The following is a 22,142-nucleotide window of genomic DNA, read 5'->3' as shown; positions in this document are numbered from 1 at the left end:
GTTGGCCAAACAAAGGCCGGACATTTCATGCATCGACCCACGCTCATCCTCGTCTACGAACCCGAAGCGGCCTGCCGCACGCGTCTTGCCGCCAAGGGCTTTTCGGAACGTCACATTGTGGAAGTTTCCTCTTACCTGGCGCAGTCGACGGACCTCGCGCCGGAGTTTTCCGCCATCGAGGAAGGCTGCGCCGACCGCGGCCTCGGTTTTCTTCCGCTCGCGCTGGACGACGCCGCGACGGGCCTTGCCGGCAGGCCGGGCGACAGCACGCTGGTCTGGACGCTGACCGACGGCATCGCCTATTTTCGAGGCGGCGCGGCGCCGGCGCTTGCGCGGCTGAACGGGCTCGCCACCATTGGCGCCGACGATTCGCTTTTCGCGCTCTGCCAGGACAAGTTCCGCTCCGGCGCCGTGCTCTCCGCTCTCGGCCTGCCGGTTCCGCTCGCCGGCCTTGCCGCGAACGGGAAATGGCTCAGCCAACCGCCCGGTTCTGAACGTGGCTGGTTCGTGAAGCCCAACCGGCTGGGCGCCAAGATCGGCATCTGGCCGGACTCGCGCTGCGATACGCTCGACGAAGCCTTGGCGCTGAGCGGCCGGGTGCACGAAGCCTATCGCGACACCGTAGTCGTCCAGCCCTATGTGCCGGGCCGCAACGTGCGCGCCAGCTTCCTCGCCGTTCGACCGGAGGCCGGGCCGGAGGCGCTGGGCATCGTCTTCGTCGACTCAGGCGGCGACTTCCAGACGATGGACGATTCGCTGGCGCTTTACGGCGAAACGGGCGCCGAGGCGATCGCCCAGGACCGCCAGGCCGTGCCCGAGCTCATCGCCGTCGAGGAGAGCCAGCCGGAGGCGGCAAAAAAGATCCGTGCCGTCGCGGCGCGTCTGATGCAGGGGCTGGGCCTTCGCGACGTCTTCTCGATGGATTTTCGCGTCGAGGCCGACGACACCGTCCACCTCATCGAGTTCGAGGTCGCCCCCGGCCTGCCCTGCTTCGACTTTCGCGCCTATTGCCGATCGATATGGCGGCTTGGCCTCGCCGAGGCGATGGCCGAGACGGCGGCGAACCGATTTTTCGGGCGATAGGCTACGCCTTGGCCATGCAAATGTTCGTCACGCCCGAGCTGACGAAGCCGAGCTGCTTCGCCGCGCCCTTGGAGAGGTCGATGACGCGCCCCTTGATGAAAGGGCCGCGATCGTTGATGCGCACGACGACGGTTTTGCCGTTCTTCTGGTTGGTGACCTTGAGCTTGGTGCCGAAGGGGAGCGTGCGGTGCGCGGCGGTCAGCTCCGCCGGATTCATCTGCTCGCCGGACGCGGTCTGGGAGTAAAGCGCGTACCAGGAGGCGCTGCCGCATTGTGCCGAGGCGGGAACCGTGGATGCGGCCAAGAGAAGCGCGCCGGCCAGTGCGGCGGCACCGGCTGCGATTGTGCTTTTTGTCATCGTCCAAGTTTCTCCGTCAATATTGTTAGACGGCTGGGTACATAGGGAATAAGGCACCAAATGCGGCAGAGACCAGACCGTTCCGCGGCGCAGCCACACGTTTCGAAACACTGGGAAACACTCTGTTATGCTCGCGCATTGCTTCGAAATGCCGCATCTGCATGCAGATATTCACATCCGGCAAGGTGCTGAACTGACTGTTATTGCGCTGAATCGCTTAGGCTTTTTCGGGGTTGCATAGTCGCCCTGAGCCAGGGCGCGTCAAGCCATCCGCGCCTTTGAGGGCGGCGGGGGCGTCGCGGCTTAGACGGAGTGGGATTATTTCAGTTCGATCTCGATGAAGGCGTATTCGCCCTCATTTGCGCTGATGACGTCGTGCTCGACGCCTTCCCTGCGGAAATAGGGCGCACCCTTCGTCATCTCGGCGAAGTTCTCGCCTTCCCCGGTCACGATCTTCAGCTTTCCATCCGCCATCGGCACGATGACGTAGTCGTGCGCGTGGCGGTGCCAGCCGGTGTTCTGGCCGGGCTGGAAGCGGTATTCGGTGACGATCACCCGCTCGTTGTCGATGAGGACGGTCGCCTTAGCCGATCCGGTCATTGAGGCATCTCCTTGCCGCGCTGTGTGGCAACAAGACATGATGTTCGGCGCCGCGACCAGAGCCGCGGACAGACGATCCGTTGCGCCAAGAAGAAAGCCCGGGATCATCGCTCCCGGGCTTCTCCGTTGATCGTTGGCGGTCTCAGTTGACCGTGCCGACTTCCTTGAACCCCTTGCCTTCGACGACCATCTCGATGATGACGCCGGGCACGTCGCCGGCGGCGTCGAATTCCTGGCTGCCGGAAGCACCCTCGTAGTTGATGTCCTTGCCTTCGGCGAGCAGCTTCTTGGCCTTTTCCCACTCGCCCGGATAGATGGTCTCGCCCGGCGCCGTCGCGACTTCGCGCAGCGCGGCGCTCAATCCGTCGCGGCTGTCCTTACCGAGTTTCTGGATGGCGAGGCCGATCAGGAAGGCCGCGTCATAGGCCTGCGGCGCGAAGGAAGCGTCCGGGTTGAGACCGGCGGCCTTCGCAGCTTCTGCATACATCGCCGTGCCCGGCGTCTCCGAGCGGCCGATCTTGGTGCCGATGAAGCCATCGAGCTTGCCTTCCCCGATCGCGGTCACAAGGCTGTCGCCGATCATGCCGTCGCCGCCGGCGAACTTGGCGAAGTCGCCGCCTTCGAGCGCCTGGCGGATGATGGTCTGGCCGGAGCCGTCGACATAGGCCAGCACGACCAGCATCTCGGCGCCTGACGAAGCGAGCGATCCGATCTCGGCGCGATAGTCGGCCTTGCCGTCCTCATGCGCTTCGCTCGCCGCAACCGTACCGCCCTCCTTCTCGAAGGCCGTCTTCAGCGCGTCGGCGAATCCCTTGCCGTAGTCGTTGTTGACATAGGTGATGGCGATGTTGTCGTGACCCTTCTGCTTCAACAGCTTGGCGAGCACGTCGCCGCTGTAGGCGTCCGACGGCGTCGTGCGGAACAGCGTGTCCTTGTCGTCGATCGAGGTCAGAGCCGGCGAGGTCGCGGCCGGTGACACGATGACGACATTGCCGGGGATGGCGGCGCTGTTGGCGGCGGCGATCGTCTCGCCCGAGCAGAGCGGGCCGACCAGCGCGGTCACCTTCTCGGCGTTGACCATGCGGTCGGCGGCGTTCGAGGCGGCGGTCGCGTCGGCGCAGGTCGAATCGCCCTGCACCATGACGAGTTGGCCGTCGAGGATGCCGCCCTGTTCGTTGATCTGCTTGACGGCGAGCTTGGCGCCTTCATGGATCGGCGGGACAAGCGTCTCGATCGGGCCGGTGAAGCCGCCGAGGAAACCGATCTTGACGTCGGCCGCGGAAGCGGCGGAGGCCGCAATCATCGCGGCGCCGGCAACTGACGCAGCGAGCGTTTTGCGGATGGGGTCTTTCATTTGGGAACCTCCCTAGAATACTTTTTGAACCTGACACGAAACATACGCGGCATGGCCGCGCCTGTGCCCATGCTTGAGCACGGTCTTCCGAAACCGCCCGGCGCTTTCGGGACCCTGTCCTCGAGGCGGCGATACTGTGTTTGCCCGTGCGCTTTGTAAAGCGCAACGCCCGATCCAATCGGATGGTCCAGCGCAGCCCTGGATGACAGTTTGAACGGTTGCCGCTATGAAGCGGCATTGGAGGACGGCATGTATCATCATCGCATTTCGGACTGGGACGACGCCTACACCAATGGCGCTAACATCGCCGGCGGCGACCGCTGGCCGGACGCCTGGGTCGACCCGGCGAGAGCCTACCGCGAAGGGCGCGTAGCAGCAGGAAAGGCGAAGCTGGACCTCGCCTATGGCGCGCGGCCCCGCAACCGCTTCGACCTTTTCCTGCCGGACGCGGAGCCGAAAGGCCTCGTCGTTTTCATCCACGGCGGCTACTGGATGCGCTTCGACCAGTCCTACTGGTCGCATCTGGCGAAGGGGCCGGTCGACCGCGGCTACGCAGTCGCCATGCCGACCTACACGCTTTGCCCGGAAACCCGCATTGCCGGCATCACAAAGGAGATCGGCACGGCAATAGATAAGATAGCCGGCATGGTCGGCGGGCCGATCCAGCTTACCGGCCATTCCGCCGGCGGCCATTTGGCGGCGCGGCTGGTCTGCGCCGATACGCCCCTGTCGAAGGATGTTCTTTCCCGCCTCCGCAACGTCGTTTCGATCTCCGGTCTGCACGATCTGCGTCCCTTGATGCGCACGGCGCTGAGCGCCACACTGCACATCGACCATGCCGAAGCGATGGCCGAGAGCCCGCTGTTCCTGGAGCCGGTCGACGGAATGCGCGTGACCTGCTGGGTCGGCGGCGGCGAGCGCTCAGAATTCATCCGCCAGAGCGCGCTGCTCGCCAATGCCTGGGTGGGCGTCGGCGGCGCGACCGCGCTGGTCGAAGAGCCCGACCGGCATCATTTCACCATCATCGACGGGCTAACCGACCCGGCCCACCCCTTGACGCGGGCGCTGCTGGCGGATTGATAGCGAGACCCTAACGCGTTATCGACGGGGTCGACGAGCCCAACGTCCGGTCGCAAAGACGAGAAAGTCGAGATGAGAGCCGTTTTTGTGCAGCTGCAGTGCCAGCCCGGCAAGACCTACGAGGTTGCCGACGCGCTGTTCGAGCGCGAAATCGTCTCCGAACTCTACTCGACCAGCGGCGAGTATGACCTGTTGATGAAGATCTACATCGACACCGAGGACGACATCGGCAAGTTCATCAACGAGCATGTCGCCAATGTGCCGGGCATCGTGCGCTCGCTGACCACGCTGACATTCAAGGCGTTCTGACCCGCCTATTGAGCCTTGACCGGCTTGGCTGAGGCGTTCGCCTTCGCCTGCCTGACATCCGCGACCGGCAGCTTCGGCCGGCGCGGGAGGAAGGTAGGCCTCACCAGATAGTCCGCGCGCACCCATCCCTTGCGGCCGTCGCCGAGCACCAGCCGCCACTCGCCCGACCGGGCCAATTCGCGCATGACGGTTCGAGGCCCCAGAGTGGCGATGATCGGGGCATCGGCTCTCGCCTGCTCCCGCATAAACACCTTCGCCTTGGTCTGTACGAAGGTCGGCTTGCCAGGCCTACTGATCGAGCCGGTGACGATCTTCTGCGGCTTGGACGGCGGGCGGTCGATCGACTTCGGCAGGAGAAGAGCGGTCTTCTGCGGTGCGACGTTCTGGGGGGCGGCCTTTTGGGCGACTGTCTTTTGCGGGACAGGCTTGCCCGTCACCGGCTTTGGCGGAACAGGTTTTTCTGCCGTTTTGGATGGCGAGGGCTTTTCGGCAGGCCGCTTGTCGGCTTTTGCCACGGCAGCCCCGGGTTTCTGCGGCCGCGGTTTCGCCTCCAAGCTGCGCTCGATTCGCGTTGGCACACGCTCGGGCGGTCGCGGACCCGACAGATCCTCGCGCACGACCCAGACGCCCGCGGCGATTGCGCCGATGACCAGCCATCTGAGTTTTGGAAGCGCCAGAGCCATGCCGACAGAATGAAGACAAGTCTTTAAGACGGCGTTGACGCGCGGCTAGACCGGAGCCGGCTGCCGCGTCTGCCAGTCGGTGAAGGCAGCCTTTAGCGCGTCACTGCCACCGGCAACCGACTGGGTATCGGGCGAAAAACCCGCGCCCATCATTTTGCGGCCGAGCATGTGGTCGGCGGGTCGGTTGACCGATTCGATGCCAATAAGCCTGGGTCCGGAGTAGTGAAAGACCGAAAACCTGTTGTCTGCCGGCTCGCCGGCGACGATCTGCCGGTCGCTGCCGCCGGTCAGTCCAACCATCTGCAGCTTCATGTCGCCGATATCCGACCAGAACCAAGGGACCGCCGAATAGGTATCGGCGTGGCCGGTGATGGTGCGGGCGGCCAGTCTGGCATGGTCGGTGGCGTTCTGTACCGATTCCAGCCGCACGTCGGCGCCGGTGAACCAGTGTCGGTAGCTGGCGGCATCACCGATGGCGAGGATGTCCGGCGCAGAGGTCCTGAGCTGCGCATCCACGCGGACGCCGTTCGCAGTCTGGATGCCGGCTGCCGCGGCGAGTTCCGCATTAGGCACCACGCCGATGCCAACGATCAGCATTTTCGCCGGAATTCTTTCGCCGGCCGAGGTGATGACCGCGCTGACATGGCCGTCGTCGCCTTCGATGCGGTTGACGACTGTATTGAGGAGCAGCCGCACGCCTGAAGCCGCGAGCCGTGCGGCGACATGAGCCGAAACCACAGGCGCGACGGCGCGCGCGAGCAACCGTTGCTGCGCCTCGACGACAGTCACGCGACGGCCGCCGGCAGACAGCGTGGCGGCGATCTCCAAACCGATGAAGCCGCCGCCGAGGATGACTATGTCCTCGACCTCCCCGGCAAGCGCGCGGATTGCCCGGGCGTCGGCTATGGAGCGCAGCGACAGCATTCCGGCGAGCGGGCCGCCTTCGACAGGCAAGACGCGCGGGCGCGAGCCGGTGGCGAGGATCACCTTGTCGAAGGAGACGCTGCCGCCGGAGACTAGCTTCAGCTGCTTCCCGACGGGGTCGAGGCTCTCGACGGTTTCGCCGAGCAGTAGGTCGATCGACCCGGCGGCGTAAAAGGCTTCAGCGCGCAGGATCTGCGGCTTGGCGCCGGAATCCTTGATGAAGCTCTTAGACAATGGCGGCTTGTGGTAGGGCAGCTCCGCCTCGTCGCCGATCAGCGTGACGCGGCCCTCGTAACCTTCCTCGCGCAGGCTCGCAGCGGCCTGAACGCCTCCGTGTCCCGCTCCGATGATGACGACGCCGTTGTTCATGGTACCTGTGCCTGCCTAGCACCCCTTTGCCCTAAGTGAGATGTCCGCAAGCGGCGCGCCAGGGCGCGTTCGGGTCGCATCCGGCAAGGCGGGCTGTCAAGACGGGCTCGGTCGGTCGTAAACATGACAATTCCAGTTTAGAATAATTCTAAACTATTGATTGAATTGAGCTTTTTTGTCGAAAGTCGTTGACTTCACCATCTCCGGCAGCCTAATCAGGCTGTGCCTTCGAGGCATTTCCCTTTGATGTTTGGGCCTTGAACCCGTTCGATTGGAGGATTTTCGGTGGCTTTTCCTTCCGATCCGCAGAGAGGCGCGGAGCGCTCAGTTGTTCTGGGCAGCCACGGGATGCGCAGCCCGATCCTGCCGGGACAATTTTTCACGCGCCGCGCGCGCCGTTTTCATTGAGGAGAGAAAGATGAATCGAGCCAATGGCTTGACCGGGGGCTTGACCAGTGGCTGGTTGAAGGCGTTTGCCGCGACGGGCATGCTGACCGCCGCATTGACGGCGACGCCCGCCGCATTGACGGCGACGCCCGCCGCTGCCGACACCGACCCCAAGGCGGTGATCGCGACGTACGCCGACATCGCGCTTGCTGAATACGAGGACGCGCTGACGACCGCCAAGGCGCTTGACGCCGCTGCCGACGCACTGATCGCCACGCCGTCAGCCGAGACGCTGACCGCCGCGCGCGATGCCTGGAAGGCGGCGCGCATTCGTTACCAGCAGACCGAGGTCTTTCGTTTCGGCAACGCCATCGTCGATGATTGGGAAGGCCGCGTGAATGCCTGGCCGCTGGACGAGGGCCTGATCGACTACGTCGATGCGAAATACGGTACCGAGTCCGACGAAAATACGCTCTACACCGCGAACGTGATCGCCAACCCGTCGATCGAGATCAACGGCCAGAAGGTCGACGCCGGCACGATCACTCCGGAATTCCTGTCGGGCACGTTGCAGGAGGCTGGCGACATCGAGGCCAATGTCGCGACCGGCTACCACGCCATCGAGTTCCTGCTCTGGGGCCAGGACCTGAACGGCACCGGTCCAGGGGCCGGCAACCGGCCGCACACCGACTTCGACGCGGCCAACTGCACCGGCGGCAATTGCGAGCGTCGTGCCCAGTACCTCGCCGCCGCGAACGACCTTCTGGTCGCCGACCTCGAGGAGATGGTGGGCAACTGGGGCGCCGATGGCGCCGCCCGCAAGGGTCTGGTTGACGGGGATCCAAAGGCCGGCATCTCGAGCATCCTGACCGGCCTGGGCTCGCTCTCTTATGGCGAACTCGCCGGCGAGCGCATGAAGCTCGGCCTCTTGCTGCACGACCCGGAAGAGGAGCACGACTGCTTCTCCGACAACACGCACATCTCGCATCTCTACGACGCGGTAGGCATCCGCAACGTCTATCACGGCAGCTACACCCGCGTTGACGGCTCCAAGGTCGATGGCCCGTCGGTCGCCGACCTCGTCAAGGAAGCCGACGCGGCGATCGATGCCGAACTGTCCAGCAAGCTCAACGTGACGGTCGCTGCAATGGAAGCCATCCAGGCGCGCGCCCTCGGCGGCGAGGCTTACGACCAGCAGATCGGCGAGGGCAATGCGGAAGGCAACGCCACCGTGCAGGCGGCGATCGATGGCTTGGTAGACCAGACCAAGTCGATCGAGCGTGCGGTCGCGGCGCTGAAGCTCGACGCCATCGCCTTCGAAGGTTCCGACAGCCTCGACTCACCTGACAAGGTGTTTCAGTAACACCTAAATAACAGCCAGACGGCGCGGAGGACGCGCCGTCAGCCATCGTAGAGTTCCTGATGCTTATCTGTCACTGCAACCTGATAACCGAGAAGGAGATCGAGGATACGATCATCCGGCTGCTTGAGCAGGACCCCTGGCACCTGATCGTGCCGGCGAAGGTCTACCATACTCTACAGAAGCGGGGCCGCTGTTGCGGCTGCTTCCCAAATGTGGTGGAAACGATCATTCGGGTCACCGAACACTATCATTCGCGCTCGGAGGCGAGCGGAATGGATATCGTTTCACACCTGGACCGCGTCCGTGGACTGCGGGCCGAATACGGGAGCAGAAGCCATGAAAGGCGAAAAGCAGATAATCGAGCGGCTTAACGAGGCGCTGTTCCTGGAACTGGGGGCCGTCAACCAGTACTGGGTCCACTACAGGCTGCTGGAAGACTGGGGCTACACCAAGCTGGCGAAGAAGGAACGCGCCGAATCGATCGAGGAGATGCAGCATGCCGACAGGCTGGTTGCGCGCATCATCTTCCTCGAAGGACACCCCAATTTGCAGTCGGTTGCGCCGTTGCGCATCGGGCAGAACGTCAAGGAGGTCTTAGAATCGGACCTCGCCGGAGAATACGACGCCCGCACCGCCTACAAGAAATCGCGGGAGATCTGCCATGAGGCAGGAGACTACGTGACCATGAAGCTGTTCGAGGATTTGCTGAGCGACGAGGAAGGTCACATCGACTTCCTCGAGACCCAGCTCGGCCTGCTTGCGGCGATCGGCGAGACCAAATATGGCCAGCTCAACGCCGACTCGGCCAACGAAGCCGAGGGCGGGGAGCACTAGGATCGTGACACGATGCGGCGCGCCCTGACATTCCTGCGCCGCGTGCGGAGTCTGGCTCCCATCCTCTCCCCGCTTCGTGGAGGGGGAGGATGGGCGATCATTGTCGCCGGCATCGCCCTGACCGCGCCCGCCCTGGCCGGTGACCTCGCAAACCTCCCCACCAGCCGCGCCGACCTGACGCCGGAAGATCTTGCCCGCGTCGAGGCGATCACCAAGCCGACAGGCGACTTTTCCAAGCCTGAACAATTCGAGCTGATGCAGGGCGGCGCCGGGACGTCGAAGAAGCGCATCAACCAGGACGCTTTTTCGCATTCCTCGGCCAACATCACCTTCGAGGAAGAAGGCACCTTCAAGCTCGGCAACGCGCTGTTCCGCAAGCTGTGGGTGTCGTCGCCCTCCTCGACGCAGGCATCGGACGGGCTGGGGCCGCTGTTCAACGCGCGCGCCTGCCAGAGTTGCCACCTGAAGGACGGCCGCGGCCACCCGCCGGAGGGCAATGCCGATGCCACCTCGATGTTCCTCAGGCTCGCGCGCGCCGCCCAGACGGCGGAGGAGGAGAAGGCGCTCGCCGACCGCGCCGCGCTGAACTTTCCCGATCCTGTCTATGGCGGGCAGTTGCAGGACCTCGCCGTGCCCGGATTGGCCGGCGAAGGTCGCATGGGCATCGCTTATGAAGAGGTGCCGGTGACGCTCGGCGACGGCACGAAAGTCTCGCTGCGCAAGCCGAGCTATTCGGTCGAAAACCCGGCCTACGGCCAGCTCGATCCGAGGACGACGCTGTCGCCGCGCGTCACGCCGCAGATGATCGGGCTCGGCCTGGTCGAGCAGGTCCATCCGGCCGACATTCTTGCCAAGGCCGATCCAGGCGACGCGAACGGCGACGGCATCTCCGGCAAGGCCTCCATCGTGCGCGATGGCAAGAGCGGTGAACTCACGCTCGGACGCTTCGGCTGGAAGGCATCCCGCGCCTCGATCCGCGAACAGACCGCCGAGGCTTTTGTCGGGGACATCGGCATCTCCAACCCGGACGTGCCGAAATCCCGGGGAGATTGCACGGACGGCCAGGCCGCCTGCCTCGCCATGCCGGTCGGCGTGCAGGAGCGGCTGGGACATACCGAAGCACCGGATCCGGTGCTCGACCTCGTCACCTTCTACTCTCAGAACCTGGCCGTGCCGGCCCGCCGCGACCTCGACAAGCCGGAGGTGCTGCGCGGCAAGCAGGTATTTTACGAGTCCGGCTGCGCTTCCTGTCACACGCCGAAATTCGTGACACGCCGCGACGCGCCGAACAAGGCGCAGAAATTCCAGCTGATCTGGCCCTATTCAGATTTCCTGCTGCACGACATGGGCAAGGGGCTGGCGGACGGGCAGCAGGTGGGCGACGCGACCGGGTCGGAATGGCGCACGCCGCCGCTCTGGGGCATCGGGCTCACGGAAACCGTCAACGGCCACAGCTTCTTCCTGCATGACGGCCGCGCCCGCAACCTGACCGAGGCGATCCTATGGCATGGCGGGGAAGCGCAGGCTGCGCGCGACCGTTTTGCCGGCTTGCCGCAAGCGGACCGCGAGGCGCTGATCGGTTTCCTGGAGTCGCTATGATCCGTGAACTTGCGGTTTGGACGATTGCATTGCTTTGCGGTGGAGCGCCGCTTCCCGCCTGCGCTGGCAACGCCACCGATATCGTCAAAGGCGCGATCGACGGTTTTGTCCGTCCCGGCTACGCGGCCTTCCACCGGGCGACCTCATCCCTTATGGCGGCCGAAAAAGACCTCTGCGCCGCGCCGTCACAAACCACGCTCGACGCGGCGCGAAAATCATACGGCGCGACGGTCGACGCCTGGTCGCGGATCGAGATCATCCGTTTTGGACCGGTGACGGAACAGAATCGCCTGGAGCGTGTGCTGTTCTGGCCCGACCGCAAGGGGACCGGGCTGAGGCAAGTGCAGGCGGCACTTGCCTCCAGTGACCCGACGGCCGCCGATGCGAAGCAGCTCGCCGGAAAGAGCGTCGCCATGCAGGGGCTAGGCGCGCTTGAGTTTGTTCTCTACGGAACCGGCTCGGAAGTGCTGGCGGCGGGCGATGGCTACCGTTGCTCCTACGGCGCGGCAATCGCCGGAAATCTCGACGCCATCGCGGCGGAGCTCGACGCCGCCTGGGCCGCGCCGGACGGCTTTGCCCGGATTTGGGCCAATCCCTCCACCGAAAATCCGCTCTATCGCGATGGCACCGAGGCGTTGACCGAACTCATGGATGTCCTCGTTACCGGCACGGAACTGGTGCGCGACGTCAGGCTCGGCGGCTTCCTCGGTAAGGAGGCGAAGGACGACAAGCCTCGCCTGGCGCTGTTCTGGCGTTCGGGCAAGACCGTCGATGCGCTGGCCGGCAACCTCGCCGGCATGAAGGCGCTGCTGGAGGCGTCGAAGCTCGCCGGCGCACTGCCCGCCGACCAGGCGTGGATGGGCAAGGAGGCGCTGTTCGAATTTTCCAACGCGGCGAATGCGGCAGCCGCGGCGCAGGGACCGATCGCTGGCGTGCTTGCCGATCCGGAACGGCGCGGAAAACTCGCCTATTTCGGTCTTGTCACCTCTAGCCTGTCGAACATTTTCGGCACGCAAATGTCCGGTACGCTCGGGCTGACGGCCGGCTTCTCCTCGCTCGACGGGGACTGATCGTGACCGGCAGGCACACGCGTCTCATCGACCGCAGGGATTTTCTCAAGGCCACCGGCGTCACCTTCCTCTCGTCGCTCTCGCCGTCGGCCTTAGCAGACACGCTCGCCGCTGACGCCGTCTTCGCAACCGCCTATCAGCGCCGTGACGGCGCCTATGGCGCGGCGATCCTGTCGGAAGCCGGTAAAATTTTGCACACGATTGACCTTCCCGACCGCGGCCATGACATCACCTTCGATCCCGCGTCCGGCCGCTCGGTCGTGTTTGCGCGCCAGCCGGGAACGTTCTTCGTCGTCTTCGACCATGCCGGGCGTACGTCGCCGATAACCGTGCAGAGCGTTGCCGGCCGGCATTTCTTCGGTCACGGCGTCTTTTCACCTGATGGCACGCTGCTCTATGCGACGGAGAACGACTTCGACAATGCCGCCGGCATGGTCGGCATCTATGATGCGGAAGACGGTTTCGCGCGCGTCGGCGAGTTCCCGACCCATGGCGTCGGTCCGCACGAGCTTCTGCTGCTTGGCGACGGGCGCACCATCGCGGTGGCCAATGGTGGCATCGAAACACATCCGGATTTCGGCCGCGCCAAGCTCAACCTGCCGACGATGAAGCCATCCTATGTGCTGGTCGACCGCGAAAACGGCGCCCTGATCGAGAAGCACGAGCTGCCGCCGGAACTGCACCAGTTGTCGATCCGCCACATGGACACCGACGATACAGGTGCGGTGTGGTTTGGCTGCCAGCACGAGGGGTCCGCGACGGAGCGCCCGGCGCTGGTCGGCCGCGCGGTGCGCGGCAAGGATCTGGAACTGATCGAGATGCCCGAGGACGTTCTTTCCGGCTTTCGAAACTATATCGGCTCGGTCGCGGCGAACCGCGACGCAGGCACCGTCGCCGTCACTTCGCCGCAGGGAAATTCATATGCAGTCATCGCAGCGGCAACCGGGAACGTGGTCGTCGCCCGGCGACTGACTGAGGTTTGCGGCGTCGCCCCGGACCACGCCGGCTACGTGGTGACGACTGGAACGGGGCTGATCGTCGAGCCGTCCGGCAGGTCTTCCGAGGACGAGGACCACGTCTGGGACAACCACGTGCTGAGGATTGAGACGTAGGATCGCTGACGGACAGTCGCGACGGCGGACAGATCGCTGCCTAGACCGTTCCTGAAATATCGGCGAAGGCCACCGCCTTGCGGATGATGGCGACGAGTCGGTCGCCGGCGATGTCCTTCGGGCCGCTGTTATCGAGCGCAATGGCGTTCGGTCCCGTCGTGTCGCAGGTGATGGTGCGCGCCAGGCGGGCGAGGATTTCGCCGCGCGACTCGCGGCCACGCCCGGCAAGCCGCGCCGCCAGTATCTCGGGGTCCGCGGTCACCTCGACGACGGCGACGTTCGCATAGCGTTGGCGCAGCGCGGGCAGCGCCCCGCGCGAGACATTGGCGACTGCGACATGGCCGTTCTCGATCGCCCCGTCGATGCTCGCCGGCAGGCCATAGCGCAGGCCGTGCGCCTCCCAGGCGAGTGCGAAAGCGCCGTCCGTCTGCGCTTCGACAAATTCGCCATCCGTCAGCGTGTCGTGGTCCTCGGTCGCACCATCGCAGGGCCGGGTGATGACGCGCCGGACGAACTCGACCTGCGGTTCGTCGGCAAGCGCCGCTTTCGCATGCGCGATCAGCGTGTCCTTGCCGGCGCCGCTCGGGCCGACCACGGCGATGAAAACGCCACTGCGGATCGGCAACGCGCTTGCCTGTTCGCGTTCGATCAGCGCCGAGACCATCATGCGACGCGCCGTCCCTCGCGCCAAACGGTGCGGACAACAGGCACGTGGTCGTCGACGCGCACCCGCACGAGGTCGGCGCGGCGGCCGATCTCGATGACGCCGCGGTCGTCGAGCCCGACGGCTTCGGCCGGGTTCTTCGACACCATTGCCACCGCCTGCGGCAGCGAAATCGTATCCACGGCCTCGCCGAGGAAAAAAGCCGATTGGATGAGACTGAACGGGATGTAGTCGGAAGACAGGATGTCGAGCAGGCCGTCCGCGGCGAGTTGCCGCGCCGAGACGTTGCCCGAATGCGAGGCGCCGCGCATGATGTTCGGCGCTCCCATCAGCACGCCGAGGCCGGCCTGTTTCGAGGCGGCGGCCGCCTCGGCCGTGGTCGGAAACTCGGCCACGCGGATGCCTTGCTCGATGGCTTCCTCGACATGCGCCACGGTTGCATCGTCATGGCTGGCGAGGATGATACCGCGCGCGCGGCAAGCCTCGGCGATCGCGACCCGGTTAGGCGCCGAGTTTTCCTGCGATTGCGCTATGCGCTTGTCGCAATAGGCGCGGAACGCCTCTTCCGACATCTTCAGCTTGCCCATGTAGTACATGGCGTAGGCTTCGAACTTGGCGAACTGCCGCTGGCCCGGAGCGTGGTCCATCAGCGAGGCGAGCTTAACCCGGTCGTCCGTGTCGAAACTCGCGAACGCCTCGAGGCAGTCGGGCGCGGAAACCTCGCAGCGCAGGTGGACGAAGTGGTCGGCGCGCAGTCGGTCCTCGCGTACGCTGTCCTCGATGGCGTCGGCGAGCTTGCGCATGTCCTCGATGGTGAGGTCGGCATCGTAGTCCATGCCGACGCGCAGAGCGTCGAACACGGTGGTGATGCCGGCGGTGGCGACCTGCGCGTCATGTGCGAGCACGGACGCGATCGGGTTCCAGCGCACCTTGGGGCGCGGGGCGTAGTGGCCTTCGAGATGGTCCGTATGCAGCTCGACCAGACCGGGGATCAGGAAGTCGCCTTGCATGTCTTCGCCCGATCGGGCGCCGCCGCGCGCGATTTCGGCGATCTTGCCGTCACGCAGGACGAGCGTGCCGGGCATCACTTCGTCGGCGAGCACGATCTGGGCGTTGGTAAGGACGGTCTCGGTCATCTTGGTCACTTCAGGCTGTCTTTCGTTCCTGGCGGCGGCCGAGCCTGTACCATGATTTGACAAGGAACGGTGCGCCGGGTTCCGGCTCGACGAACAAAGCCAGTCCGTCGACCGTCGCCGGCCGTTCCAGCACCGCCGCGAACAATTCATCGATGGCCGCGCGCACGCGTGCAAGGTCTGCGTCGGCCACGCGTCCGGTCAGCGTCATGTGGAAACGGAAGCTCTCGAAGACGTAGGGATAGCCCCACCGCACGAGGTTGCGAAATTCGTCGGGTCTCAGCGCATCGGGGTTGCGCCGCCTGACTTCGGCGTCGCTCAGCGGCGCGCGGAATCGGTCGAAGACGGTGACGATTTCGCCGGCGAGGCGGTCGAGGTCGGGCGCCGGGCTGCCGGGCACCAGGGCGATAAAGCCGTCGATACGCGCCGGCGTCAACCTGGACAGCAGGATCGGATCGGCGCCGGCGGCGAATGTCGCTACGGCGTCGTCGAGGCCGGCCTCGGTCTGGTCTTGCGCCAGGTGGAAGGGCGCCTTCAGCGTCGCGTGGAAGCCATAGCGGCGCGCGCTTGCGGTGTGATAGGCGATCTCGGACGGCGTAAGCTGCGTCACCGCGGGCGACGGCGGCTGCGCCCCGGTGAAGGGGTCGCGGCCGAGCCAGCTCGCGGCCGTGCGCGTGAGCGGGTCGTTCTGCCCGGGCGTGAAATAGATGGCGTACCGCATCGAAGAATCCTCGTCGGCCTCGTCCCATAGGCGATTTGCATGACGAAATGACGAAGCCGGCTGATGAGCCGGCAGATAGCAGAGCGGGGAGCGAAAGTCACCAGCCAGGGCGGCTTCGGCTCTGGCTCGGCGAGAGGCTCACGCCTTCATCAGCCACTCGTGTTCGGGCGCGTTGTGGAATTTCCAGGTGCGCTTCGGTCCCGCCATGACGTTGAGATAGTAGAGATCGTATCCGTGGCAGGCCGCGCACGGATGATAGCCCTTCGGTACCAGCACGACGTCGCCGTCCTCTATCGCCATCGCCTCGTCCAGCTCGCGTTTTCCATCCGCGTCCGCGTCCGTGAAGACGCGCTGGAAGGCAAACCCCTGCGGCGGGTTGAAACGATGGTAATAGGTCTCCTCGAGATAGGACTCGTTGGGCAGGTCGTCTCGGTCGTGCTTGTGCGGGGGGTAGCTGGACGTGTGCCCGCCGGGCGTGATGACTTCGACCACCAGCAGGGAATCGGCAGGCTGGTACTCCGGCAATATGTTGGTCACGTAGCGCGTGTTGGTGCCTTTGCCGCGGGTCTCCTGGCTCAGATCGTCCGGCGAGATCAGGCGCGCCGGCAAGCCGCCGCCCAGGCCCGGCGCGGAGCAGACGGCGAACTCGACCTCGGTGTCGGCGGTCACGGTCCAGTCGGAGTTTTCCGGTACGTAGACCGACCACGGCTTGCCCTCGAACGGGCTCATGCGCTCGCCGATCAGGCCGAAATCCTTGCCGCCGGCCGAAACCTTGGCCTTGCCGGTGACGAGCATGAGGCAGACCTCGCGCCCCAAGGTTCTCTCCGAAACAGTGTCGCCAGTCTTCAGTCGGTGGAGATCGAAACCGACATAGGTCCAGCCGGCGTTTTCCGGCGTCACATGGGCGACGCGGCCGTAACCTGCCTTCTTCTTCACCAAGAGCTTCGACATCGCTTACTCCTTGGTCTCAGGCGGCGGCGCGGCCGGATCGACCGGCTTGTAGAGGTAGAAGAACTGCCAGACGGCGTAGACGGCGAAACCGCCGGCGATCATGCCCCAGAAAGGTGCGCCAGTGACGAATTCGAAGATCGACCACGCCACGCAGACGACGACGATCGTCACGCGCCGCCACAACGGCCGAAAAAACGGGTGTTCGTAATCCTTCACTCGCCAAACCTCTCAGGATGCAGGAAAGCCCTGCGTCTCGACCGTATAGCCTGCAGCGGTCATGACCCGCATCAATTCCTTGTGGCCGACCTCAGCCATCTTCAGCGGCGGGTTCTTCTTCGGGTCCTGCTCGGCCTCGACGACGAACCAGCCCTCGTAACCATAGTCGGCGAACTTTTGCACGATCTTGCCGAAGTCCAGCGAGCCGTCGCCTGGCACGGTGAAGGCGCCGAGCGCCACTGCGTCGAGGAAGGATTGCTTCGTGCGGTCGAGCTTGTTGATGACAGGCATCCTGACATCCTTCACGTGCACGTGGTTGATGCGGCTGTGGTGCTTGTCGATGGCGGCGAGCACGTTGCCGCCGGCGAAAGCGAGATGACCGGCGTCAAGCAGCAGCGGGATGCCGGCGCCCGAATATTTCATGAAGGCGTCGAGCTCCGGCTCGGTCTCCACCACCGCCGCCATGTGGTGGTGGTAGGAAAGCGGCATGCCCTGGTCGGCGCACCATTCGCCGAATTCGGTGACCTTGCGTGCATAGGCCTTCATCTCGTCCTCGGAAAGCTTCGGCTTGGTGGCGAGCGGCTTCGAGCGGTCGCCCTGGATGGACCGTCCGACTTCGCCATAGACGATGCAGGGCGCGTTCACCGCCTTGAAGAGGTCGATCATCGGCTGGATGCGATCCTTGTTGGCCGCCATGTCCTCATTGATCAGCGTGCCCGAGAACCAGCCGCCGCAGAGCGTCACGTCCGCCTTTTTCAGGATCGGCAGCATGATGTCAGGGTCTTCGGGGAAGCGGCGGCCCTTTTCCATGCCGGTGAAGCCGGCCGAACGCGACTGGCGCAGGCATTCCTCCAGCGAGACGTCGTCGGAGAGCTCGACCAGATCGTCGTTCCACCACGCGATGGGGGACATGCCCAGTTTGGCTTTCAAGTGATCACTCCGCTCTCAACTTGCTGCAACACATTCGCCGGCGATTTCCAGAATTGCTCAAGCCGGACTGTTAGACATGAACGATTCGCTGAACGCCTCTTCCAGTGAAGTGAACCAGCTCGAGTCCTGCCCGAGATCGGCATCGCGCGGTTCACGGATTTCGACCCACAGCAACACCCATCTGCGATCCGGCTGCCAGACTCCCCCGCCGCAATAGCCGATGCCTGTACCGCTATTCTTCGCGTCGTCGACCAGAACGATCCAGCACTGAAATGTCTCGGGGCCATAACTCCAGCTTCGTTCAGAAGGATAAGGCTCGACAAGATACCGTCGTGCACGCGTGGCAAGGTCCTCAGGCATGCCGGAGAGCTCCCCCTCGACGACCTCTCGGACCTTCGCTGGCGTAAGAGCCTCGTCCGACATTTTCCTCTTAATTCACCAGATGCTGCATCTTGCGCTTTTTCTCATAGTCCTTGCGCGCCTTGTTGACGCTGGGACGCACGGAGACTTCCGGCACCGCGACATCCCACCAGTGGCCGCCGGCATCGGTGGAGATCAGCGGATCGGTGTCGATGACGATGACGCTGGTTCTATCGTCCTTCTCCGCCTGTTTCAGCGCGCGCTCCAGCTCGGCGATCGAGGCCGCCTTGCGCGCTACCGCGCCCATCGACGCCGCATGCGCGGCGAAGTCGATCTCCGGCATGACCTCGTGCATAGCGTCGCGGAAAAGGTTGTTGAAGTTCGCCCCGCCGGTCGCCATCTGCAGCCGGTTGATGCAGCCGAAGCCTCCGTTGTCGAGCACGACAATCGTCAGCTTGTTGCCGAGCATCACCGAGGTGGCGATCTCGGAATTCGCCATCATGTAGCTGCCGTCGCCGAGCATGACGATGACGTCCTGGTCGGGCCGAGCGATCTTGACGCCGAGCCCGCCGGCGATCTCGTAGCCCATGGTCGAATAACCATAGTCGAGATGGTAGCTGCCGGGCGCGCCGGCCGGCCAGAGCTTGTGCAGTTCGCCCGGCAGGCCGCCCGAGGCGCAGACCAGCGTCGCCTTCGAACCGCGCGCGCGATGCACAGCGCCGATTGCCTGCGCGTCCGACGGCAGCGAATTGGTCGGGTCGGTGACGGCCTTCGCCGCCTTCAGCCAAGCGGCCTTGGCGGCCTTCGCGGTCGACACCCAGGCCGCCGGCGACTTCCAGCTGCCAAGTTTCTCGTCCAGTGCCTCAAGCCCGGCCTTGGCGTCGGCGACCAGCGGCAGGCCGCTGTGCTTGTAGGCATCGAAGGGCTGGACGTTCAGCCCGACGATCTTCGCGCCGTCGGCCTTGAACAGTGCCCAGGATCCCGTGGTGAAATCCTGCAGGCGGGTACCGACCGCGAGCACCACGTCCGCTTGTTCCGCAAGCAAATTCGAGGCCGACGACCCGGTGACGCCGACGGAACCCATGTTGAGCGCATGCACATGCGGCAGGCTCGACTTGCCGGCCTGCGTTTCCATGACCGGGATGCCGCGCCTCTCGGCGAAGGTTTTGAGCGTCGCCGTCGCTTCCGAATAAAGCACGCCGCCGCCGGCGATGATGACGGGTTTCTTCGCCGATTTCAGCGCCGCGACCGCGGCGTCGAGCTCGGTCGCGTCGGGCTGCGGGCGGCGCGGCAGCCAGACCCGCTCGGCGAAGAAACTTTCCGGATAGTCGAAGGCCTCGGCCTGCACGTCCTGGCAGAGCGACAGCGTCACCGGTCCGCATTCGGCCGGGTCGGTCAGCACCTGCATGGCGCGGTTGAGCGCCGGGATGATCTGCTCGGGGCGTGTGATGCGGTCGAAATAGCGCGACACCGGACGGAAGACGTCGTTGGCGCTGACCGTGCCATCGCCGAAGCTTTCGACCTGCTGCAGCACGGGGTCGGGCGCGCGGTTGGCGAAGACGTCGCCGGGAAGCAGCAGCACCGGCAGGCGGTTCACATGAGCGAGTGCCGCCGCCGTCACCATGTTGGTGGCGCCGGGCCCAATGGACGAGGTCGCTGCCATGAAGCGGCGGCGGAAACTCGCCTTGGCGAACGCGATGGCGGCATGCGCCATCGCCTGCTCGTTGTGCGCGCGATAGGTCGGCAGTTCGTCGCGCACCTGGTAGAGCGCCTCGCCGACGCCGGCGACGTTGCCGTGGCCGAAGATCGCCCAGACGCCGCCGAAGATCGGCATCTTCCTGCCGTCGATCACGGTCATCTGCCGCGTCATGAAGCGGGTCAGCGCCTGCGCCATCGTCAGGCGGATGGTCTTTGTCATATCTCTGTCCTCCACCTGGAGTGCCGCACGTCCTCACGGACGCGCAACGGGCGCTCCAGCACCAACAATTTCCTTATGCCGCCTTCCGGCCGCGCGCGGCAAGCCAGGCTTCGGTCAGGCTCGCGAAGCGCCTGGCCATGTCGGCGATCGCCGCATCGTCCGAAATTTTGCCGGCCAGCCATTTTTCAGCAGCGTCCGCGAAGATGGTGCGGCCGACCGCGAAACCTTTCACGATCGGCGCGTTGGCGGTGGCGGTGAAAGCCGCCTCCAACTCTTCCTGCGGCGCGTCGAGGCCAAGCAGCACCACGCCCCGGCACCAAGGGTCATTCTCAGTGATGACAGCCTCTATAGCCGCCCAGGCAGCGCTGGAGGCCTGCGGCTCGAGTTTCCACCAGTCCGGCTTGATGCCGAGCGCATAAAGCTCGTCCAGCGCACGGGGCACCGTGTCGTCGTCGAGCTTGCCATGCTTGCCGGCGATGATCTCGATCAGCAACTCGCGGCCGACTTTTCGCGATGCCTTGAACAGCGCGCGCAGCTTATCCTGCTGTTCCTGCTTCAGGGCAGGCGGATCGTCCGGATGGTAGAAGCACAGGCATTTGATGCAGTGGTCGACCGGCCAGTCGACAAGCTGCGAGCCGATGTCCTGGCTGAATTCGAAGCGCAGCGGCCGCGAGCCCGGCAGCTCGATCGGCCGGCCGAGCCAGGCAAACCCGTGCTTGGCGAATTCGAACATCGCCTTGCGGCCATATTTCTCGTCAAGCAGCATGCCATAGCCGTCGCGGCCGTTGGCGACCTTCGCGGCGGCCTTGACCGCCAAGACCTTGAAGGCCTCGATCCTTTTCGGGTCCGCGCCAACCCGCGCGGCGATCTCTTCGAGCTGCACGCGATGGTCGCAGGCGAAAGCCATCAGCGAGGGAATGTCGCCCCGGCGCGTCGTCGCCCAGTGGATGTGGTTGATAGCCTCGTCCTTGCGCAGCGCGTGGTGCTTGCTGCCGTTTTTCAGGAAGAACTGCAACTCCTCGAAGGTCGGGTATTCCGGCGCGCAGAGCAGGCGCGAAACCGCGAACGCGCCGCAGGCATTGGCCCAGGTCGCGGCGGTCTCGAAACTCTCGCCGCCGAGCCAGCCGCGCAGCAGCCCCGACATGAAGGCATCGCCCGCGCCGAGCACGTTGTAGATCTCGATCGGGAAACCCTCGCCGACAATGCCGTCCTCCAGATCGTCGGTGATCGGTCCGTCATAGACGATGCAGCCCTTGGCGCCGCGCTTCAGCACGATCGCCGCCTTGGATACCGCGCGGATCGCCTTCAGCGCGCCGAGCACGTCGTCCGCGCCCGAGGCGATCATGATCTCTTCCTCGGTGCCGACGATGAGGTCGCAGTCGGGCAGAACCTGCCTCATCTTGGAGGAGACGAGGTCGGACTTCACATAGCGCTCGAAACCCTCGGCATGGCCGGCAAGTCCCCAGAGGTTCGGGCGGTAGTCGACGTCGAAGACCACCTTCCGACCGTTGGCCTTTGCGATGCGGATAGCCTTGAGCTGTGCCGCCTCGCTGTTGGGCCGCGAAAAATGCGTGCCGGTGACGACGATAGCGCGCGCTGAAGCCACGAAGGCCTCGTCGACATCCTCCTCGGACAGCGCCATGTCGGCACAGTCGGTGCGCACGAAGATCATCGGCGAGACGCCTTCGTCCTCGACGGAGAGCAGCACCAGCGCGGTCAGCCGCTCTTTGTCTGTCGTGATGCCCTCGACCGACACACCCTCGCGCACCAGCTGCTCCCTGATGAAGCGGCCCATCTGCTCGTCGCCGACGCGGGTGAGCAGAGCCGAGCGCAGGCCGAGCCGCGCAGTGCCGACGGAAATATTAGCCGGGCAACCACCGACGGATTTGGCGAAGGTCGCGATGTCTTCGAGGCGCGAGCCGATCTGTTGGCCGTAGAGGTCGACCGAGGCGCGGCCGATGGCGATGACGTCGAGCGGGCCGGTTTGCGCTCCTCTGGTCACGACATTCTCCCTCGTCTCGATCTGCTTTTTCAGGTTGCTGGATTCCACGAATTGAAACACAAATTCCATTTGACAGTCAATGTGGAATATTTATTCTATTTGCAAAATCCGAACAGATCCAG

Annotated in this window: 23 protein-coding genes; 9 read left to right on the top strand and 14 right to left on the bottom strand. The window is 64.7% G+C overall.

What is annotated here, in order from left to right:
* The first annotated feature begins 27 nt into the window (after positions 1-27).
* Complete coding sequence (locus ABLE71_RS07300) at positions 28-1,083, top strand: D-alanine:D-lactate ligase-like protein (RefSeq protein WP_348782682.1); 1,056 nt, start codon at positions 28-30, stop codon at positions 1,081-1,083.
* A 1-nt stretch (position 1,084) separates the two neighbouring features.
* Here the strand turns inward: ABLE71_RS07300 and ABLE71_RS07295 are convergent, their stop codons facing one another.
* The 3 genes from ABLE71_RS07295 to ABLE71_RS07285 all read right to left on the bottom strand — a co-directional run bounded on the left by ABLE71_RS07295 (position 1,085) and on the right by ABLE71_RS07285 (position 3,395).
* Complete coding sequence (locus ABLE71_RS07295; protein ID WP_348782681.1) at positions 1,085-1,441, bottom strand: septal ring lytic transglycosylase RlpA family protein; 357 nt, start codon at positions 1,439-1,441, stop codon at positions 1,085-1,087.
* 318 nt (positions 1,442-1,759) lie between these two features.
* Positions 1,760-2,041, bottom strand: a complete 282-nt coding sequence (locus tag ABLE71_RS07290) for a cupin domain-containing protein (RefSeq protein ID WP_348782680.1) — start codon at positions 2,039-2,041, stop codon at positions 1,760-1,762.
* 142 nt (positions 2,042-2,183) lie between these two features.
* Positions 2,184-3,395, bottom strand: a complete 1,212-nt coding sequence (locus tag ABLE71_RS07285; RefSeq protein ID WP_348782679.1) for an ABC transporter substrate-binding protein — start codon at positions 3,393-3,395, stop codon at positions 2,184-2,186.
* A gap of 249 nt (positions 3,396-3,644) precedes the next feature.
* Between ABLE71_RS07285 and ABLE71_RS07280 the strand changes: the two genes are divergently transcribed.
* Complete coding sequence (locus ABLE71_RS07280) at positions 3,645-4,475, top strand: alpha/beta hydrolase (protein WP_348782678.1); 831 nt, start codon at positions 3,645-3,647, stop codon at positions 4,473-4,475.
* Positions 4,476-4,547: 72 nt separating this feature from the next.
* A complete protein-coding gene (locus ABLE71_RS07275; RefSeq protein ID WP_348782677.1) occupies positions 4,548-4,784 on the top strand; it encodes an Lrp/AsnC ligand binding domain-containing protein in 237 nt (78 codons plus the stop codon).
* Between the two features lie 5 nt (positions 4,785-4,789).
* Here ABLE71_RS07275 and ABLE71_RS07270 read toward each other — a convergent pair whose 3' ends face one another.
* A complete protein-coding gene (locus ABLE71_RS07270; protein WP_348782676.1) occupies positions 4,790-5,467 on the bottom strand; it encodes an SH3 domain-containing protein in 678 nt (225 codons plus the stop codon).
* Between the two features lie 45 nt (positions 5,468-5,512).
* Positions 5,513-6,760 carry an FAD-dependent oxidoreductase gene (locus tag ABLE71_RS07265; RefSeq protein WP_348782675.1) on the bottom strand — a complete coding sequence of 416 codons (1,248 nt, stop codon included), beginning with the start codon at positions 6,758-6,760 and terminating at the stop codon, positions 5,513-5,515.
* A 487-nt stretch (positions 6,761-7,247) separates the two neighbouring features.
* Here ABLE71_RS07265 and ABLE71_RS07260 point away from each other — a divergent pair, with 487 nt between their 5' ends.
* From ABLE71_RS07260 to ABLE71_RS07235, 6 genes are read left to right on the top strand one after another with little or no spacing between them, the layout of a single operon-like run.
* Positions 7,248-8,510 (top strand): imelysin family protein, encoded by a 1,263-nt coding sequence (locus ABLE71_RS07260; RefSeq protein WP_348783686.1) that lies wholly within the window; start codon positions 7,248-7,250, stop codon positions 8,508-8,510.
* 59 nt (positions 8,511-8,569) lie between these two features.
* The gene (locus ABLE71_RS07255; protein WP_348782674.1) at positions 8,570-8,881 is read left to right on the top strand and encodes a (2Fe-2S)-binding protein; all 312 of its coding nucleotides are present in this window, start codon (positions 8,570-8,572) and stop codon (positions 8,879-8,881) included.
* Positions 8,847-9,344, top strand: a complete 498-nt coding sequence (bfr, locus tag ABLE71_RS07250) for a bacterioferritin (protein ID WP_348782673.1) — start codon at positions 8,847-8,849, stop codon at positions 9,342-9,344. Before ABLE71_RS07255 ends, bfr begins: the two co-directional genes overlap by 35 nt.
* 12 nt (positions 9,345-9,356) lie before the next feature.
* Positions 9,357-10,943 (top strand): di-heme oxidoredictase family protein, encoded by a 1,587-nt coding sequence (locus ABLE71_RS07245; protein ID WP_348782672.1) that lies wholly within the window; start codon positions 9,357-9,359, stop codon positions 10,941-10,943.
* A complete protein-coding gene (locus ABLE71_RS07240; RefSeq protein WP_348782671.1) occupies positions 10,940-12,013 on the top strand; it encodes an imelysin family protein in 1,074 nt (357 codons plus the stop codon). The genes ABLE71_RS07245 and ABLE71_RS07240 overlap by 4 nt, the downstream gene beginning before the upstream one ends.
* A 2-nt stretch (positions 12,014-12,015) precedes the next feature.
* A complete protein-coding gene (locus ABLE71_RS07235; protein WP_348782670.1) occupies positions 12,016-13,125 on the top strand; it encodes a DUF1513 domain-containing protein in 1,110 nt (369 codons plus the stop codon).
* A 40-nt stretch (positions 13,126-13,165) separates the two neighbouring features.
* Here ABLE71_RS07235 and phnN read toward each other — a convergent pair whose 3' ends face one another.
* The 9 genes from phnN to iolC form a co-directional block, all read right to left on the bottom strand.
* Positions 13,166-13,792: a phosphonate metabolism protein/1,5-bisphosphokinase (PRPP-forming) PhnN gene (gene phnN / locus ABLE71_RS07230; protein ID WP_348782669.1), complete on the bottom strand. Its 627-nt coding sequence runs from the start codon at positions 13,790-13,792 to the stop codon at positions 13,166-13,168.
* Positions 13,789-14,925: an alpha-D-ribose 1-methylphosphonate 5-triphosphate diphosphatase gene (locus ABLE71_RS07225; protein WP_348782668.1), complete on the bottom strand. Its 1,137-nt coding sequence runs from the start codon at positions 14,923-14,925 to the stop codon at positions 13,789-13,791. Before ABLE71_RS07225 ends, phnN begins: the two co-directional genes overlap by 4 nt.
* A gap of 10 nt (positions 14,926-14,935) precedes the next feature.
* Positions 14,936-15,643 (bottom strand): DUF1045 domain-containing protein, encoded by a 708-nt coding sequence (locus ABLE71_RS07220; protein ID WP_348782667.1) that lies wholly within the window; start codon positions 15,641-15,643, stop codon positions 14,936-14,938.
* A 138-nt stretch (positions 15,644-15,781) separates the two neighbouring features.
* The gene (gene iolB, locus ABLE71_RS07215; RefSeq protein WP_348782666.1) at positions 15,782-16,594 is read right to left on the bottom strand and encodes a 5-deoxy-glucuronate isomerase; all 813 of its coding nucleotides are present in this window, start codon (positions 16,592-16,594) and stop codon (positions 15,782-15,784) included.
* Between the two features lie 3 nt (positions 16,595-16,597).
* Positions 16,598-16,810, bottom strand: coding sequence for a DUF3329 domain-containing protein (locus ABLE71_RS07210; RefSeq protein ID WP_348782665.1), 213 nt, complete (start codon positions 16,808-16,810; stop codon positions 16,598-16,600).
* Between the two features lie 12 nt (positions 16,811-16,822).
* The gene (gene iolE, locus ABLE71_RS07205) at positions 16,823-17,740 is read right to left on the bottom strand and encodes a myo-inosose-2 dehydratase (RefSeq protein WP_348782664.1); all 918 of its coding nucleotides are present in this window, start codon (positions 17,738-17,740) and stop codon (positions 16,823-16,825) included.
* Positions 17,741-17,797: 57 nt separating this feature from the next.
* Entirely contained in the window at positions 17,798-18,100 is a 303-nt protein-coding gene (locus tag ABLE71_RS07200; RefSeq protein WP_348782663.1) for a hypothetical protein, read from the bottom strand.
* Positions 18,101-18,170: 70 nt separating this feature from the next.
* Positions 18,171-20,018: a 3D-(3,5/4)-trihydroxycyclohexane-1,2-dione acylhydrolase (decyclizing) gene (gene iolD / locus ABLE71_RS07195; RefSeq protein ID WP_348782662.1), complete on the bottom strand. Its 1,848-nt coding sequence runs from the start codon at positions 20,016-20,018 to the stop codon at positions 18,171-18,173.
* A gap of 73 nt (positions 20,019-20,091) precedes the next feature.
* Positions 20,092-22,089 (bottom strand): 5-dehydro-2-deoxygluconokinase, encoded by a 1,998-nt coding sequence (gene iolC, locus ABLE71_RS07190; protein WP_348782661.1) that lies wholly within the window; start codon positions 22,087-22,089, stop codon positions 20,092-20,094.
* Positions 22,090-22,142 lie beyond the last annotated feature (53 nt).

It is taken from the genome of Mesorhizobium sp. KR9-304, assembly GCF_040049215.1.
Lineage (GTDB): Bacteria > Pseudomonadota > Alphaproteobacteria > Rhizobiales > Rhizobiaceae > Mesorhizobium_K.
The sequence above is the reverse complement of the archived record's forward strand: the minus strand, read 5'-3'. Positions and strand labels throughout refer to the sequence as shown.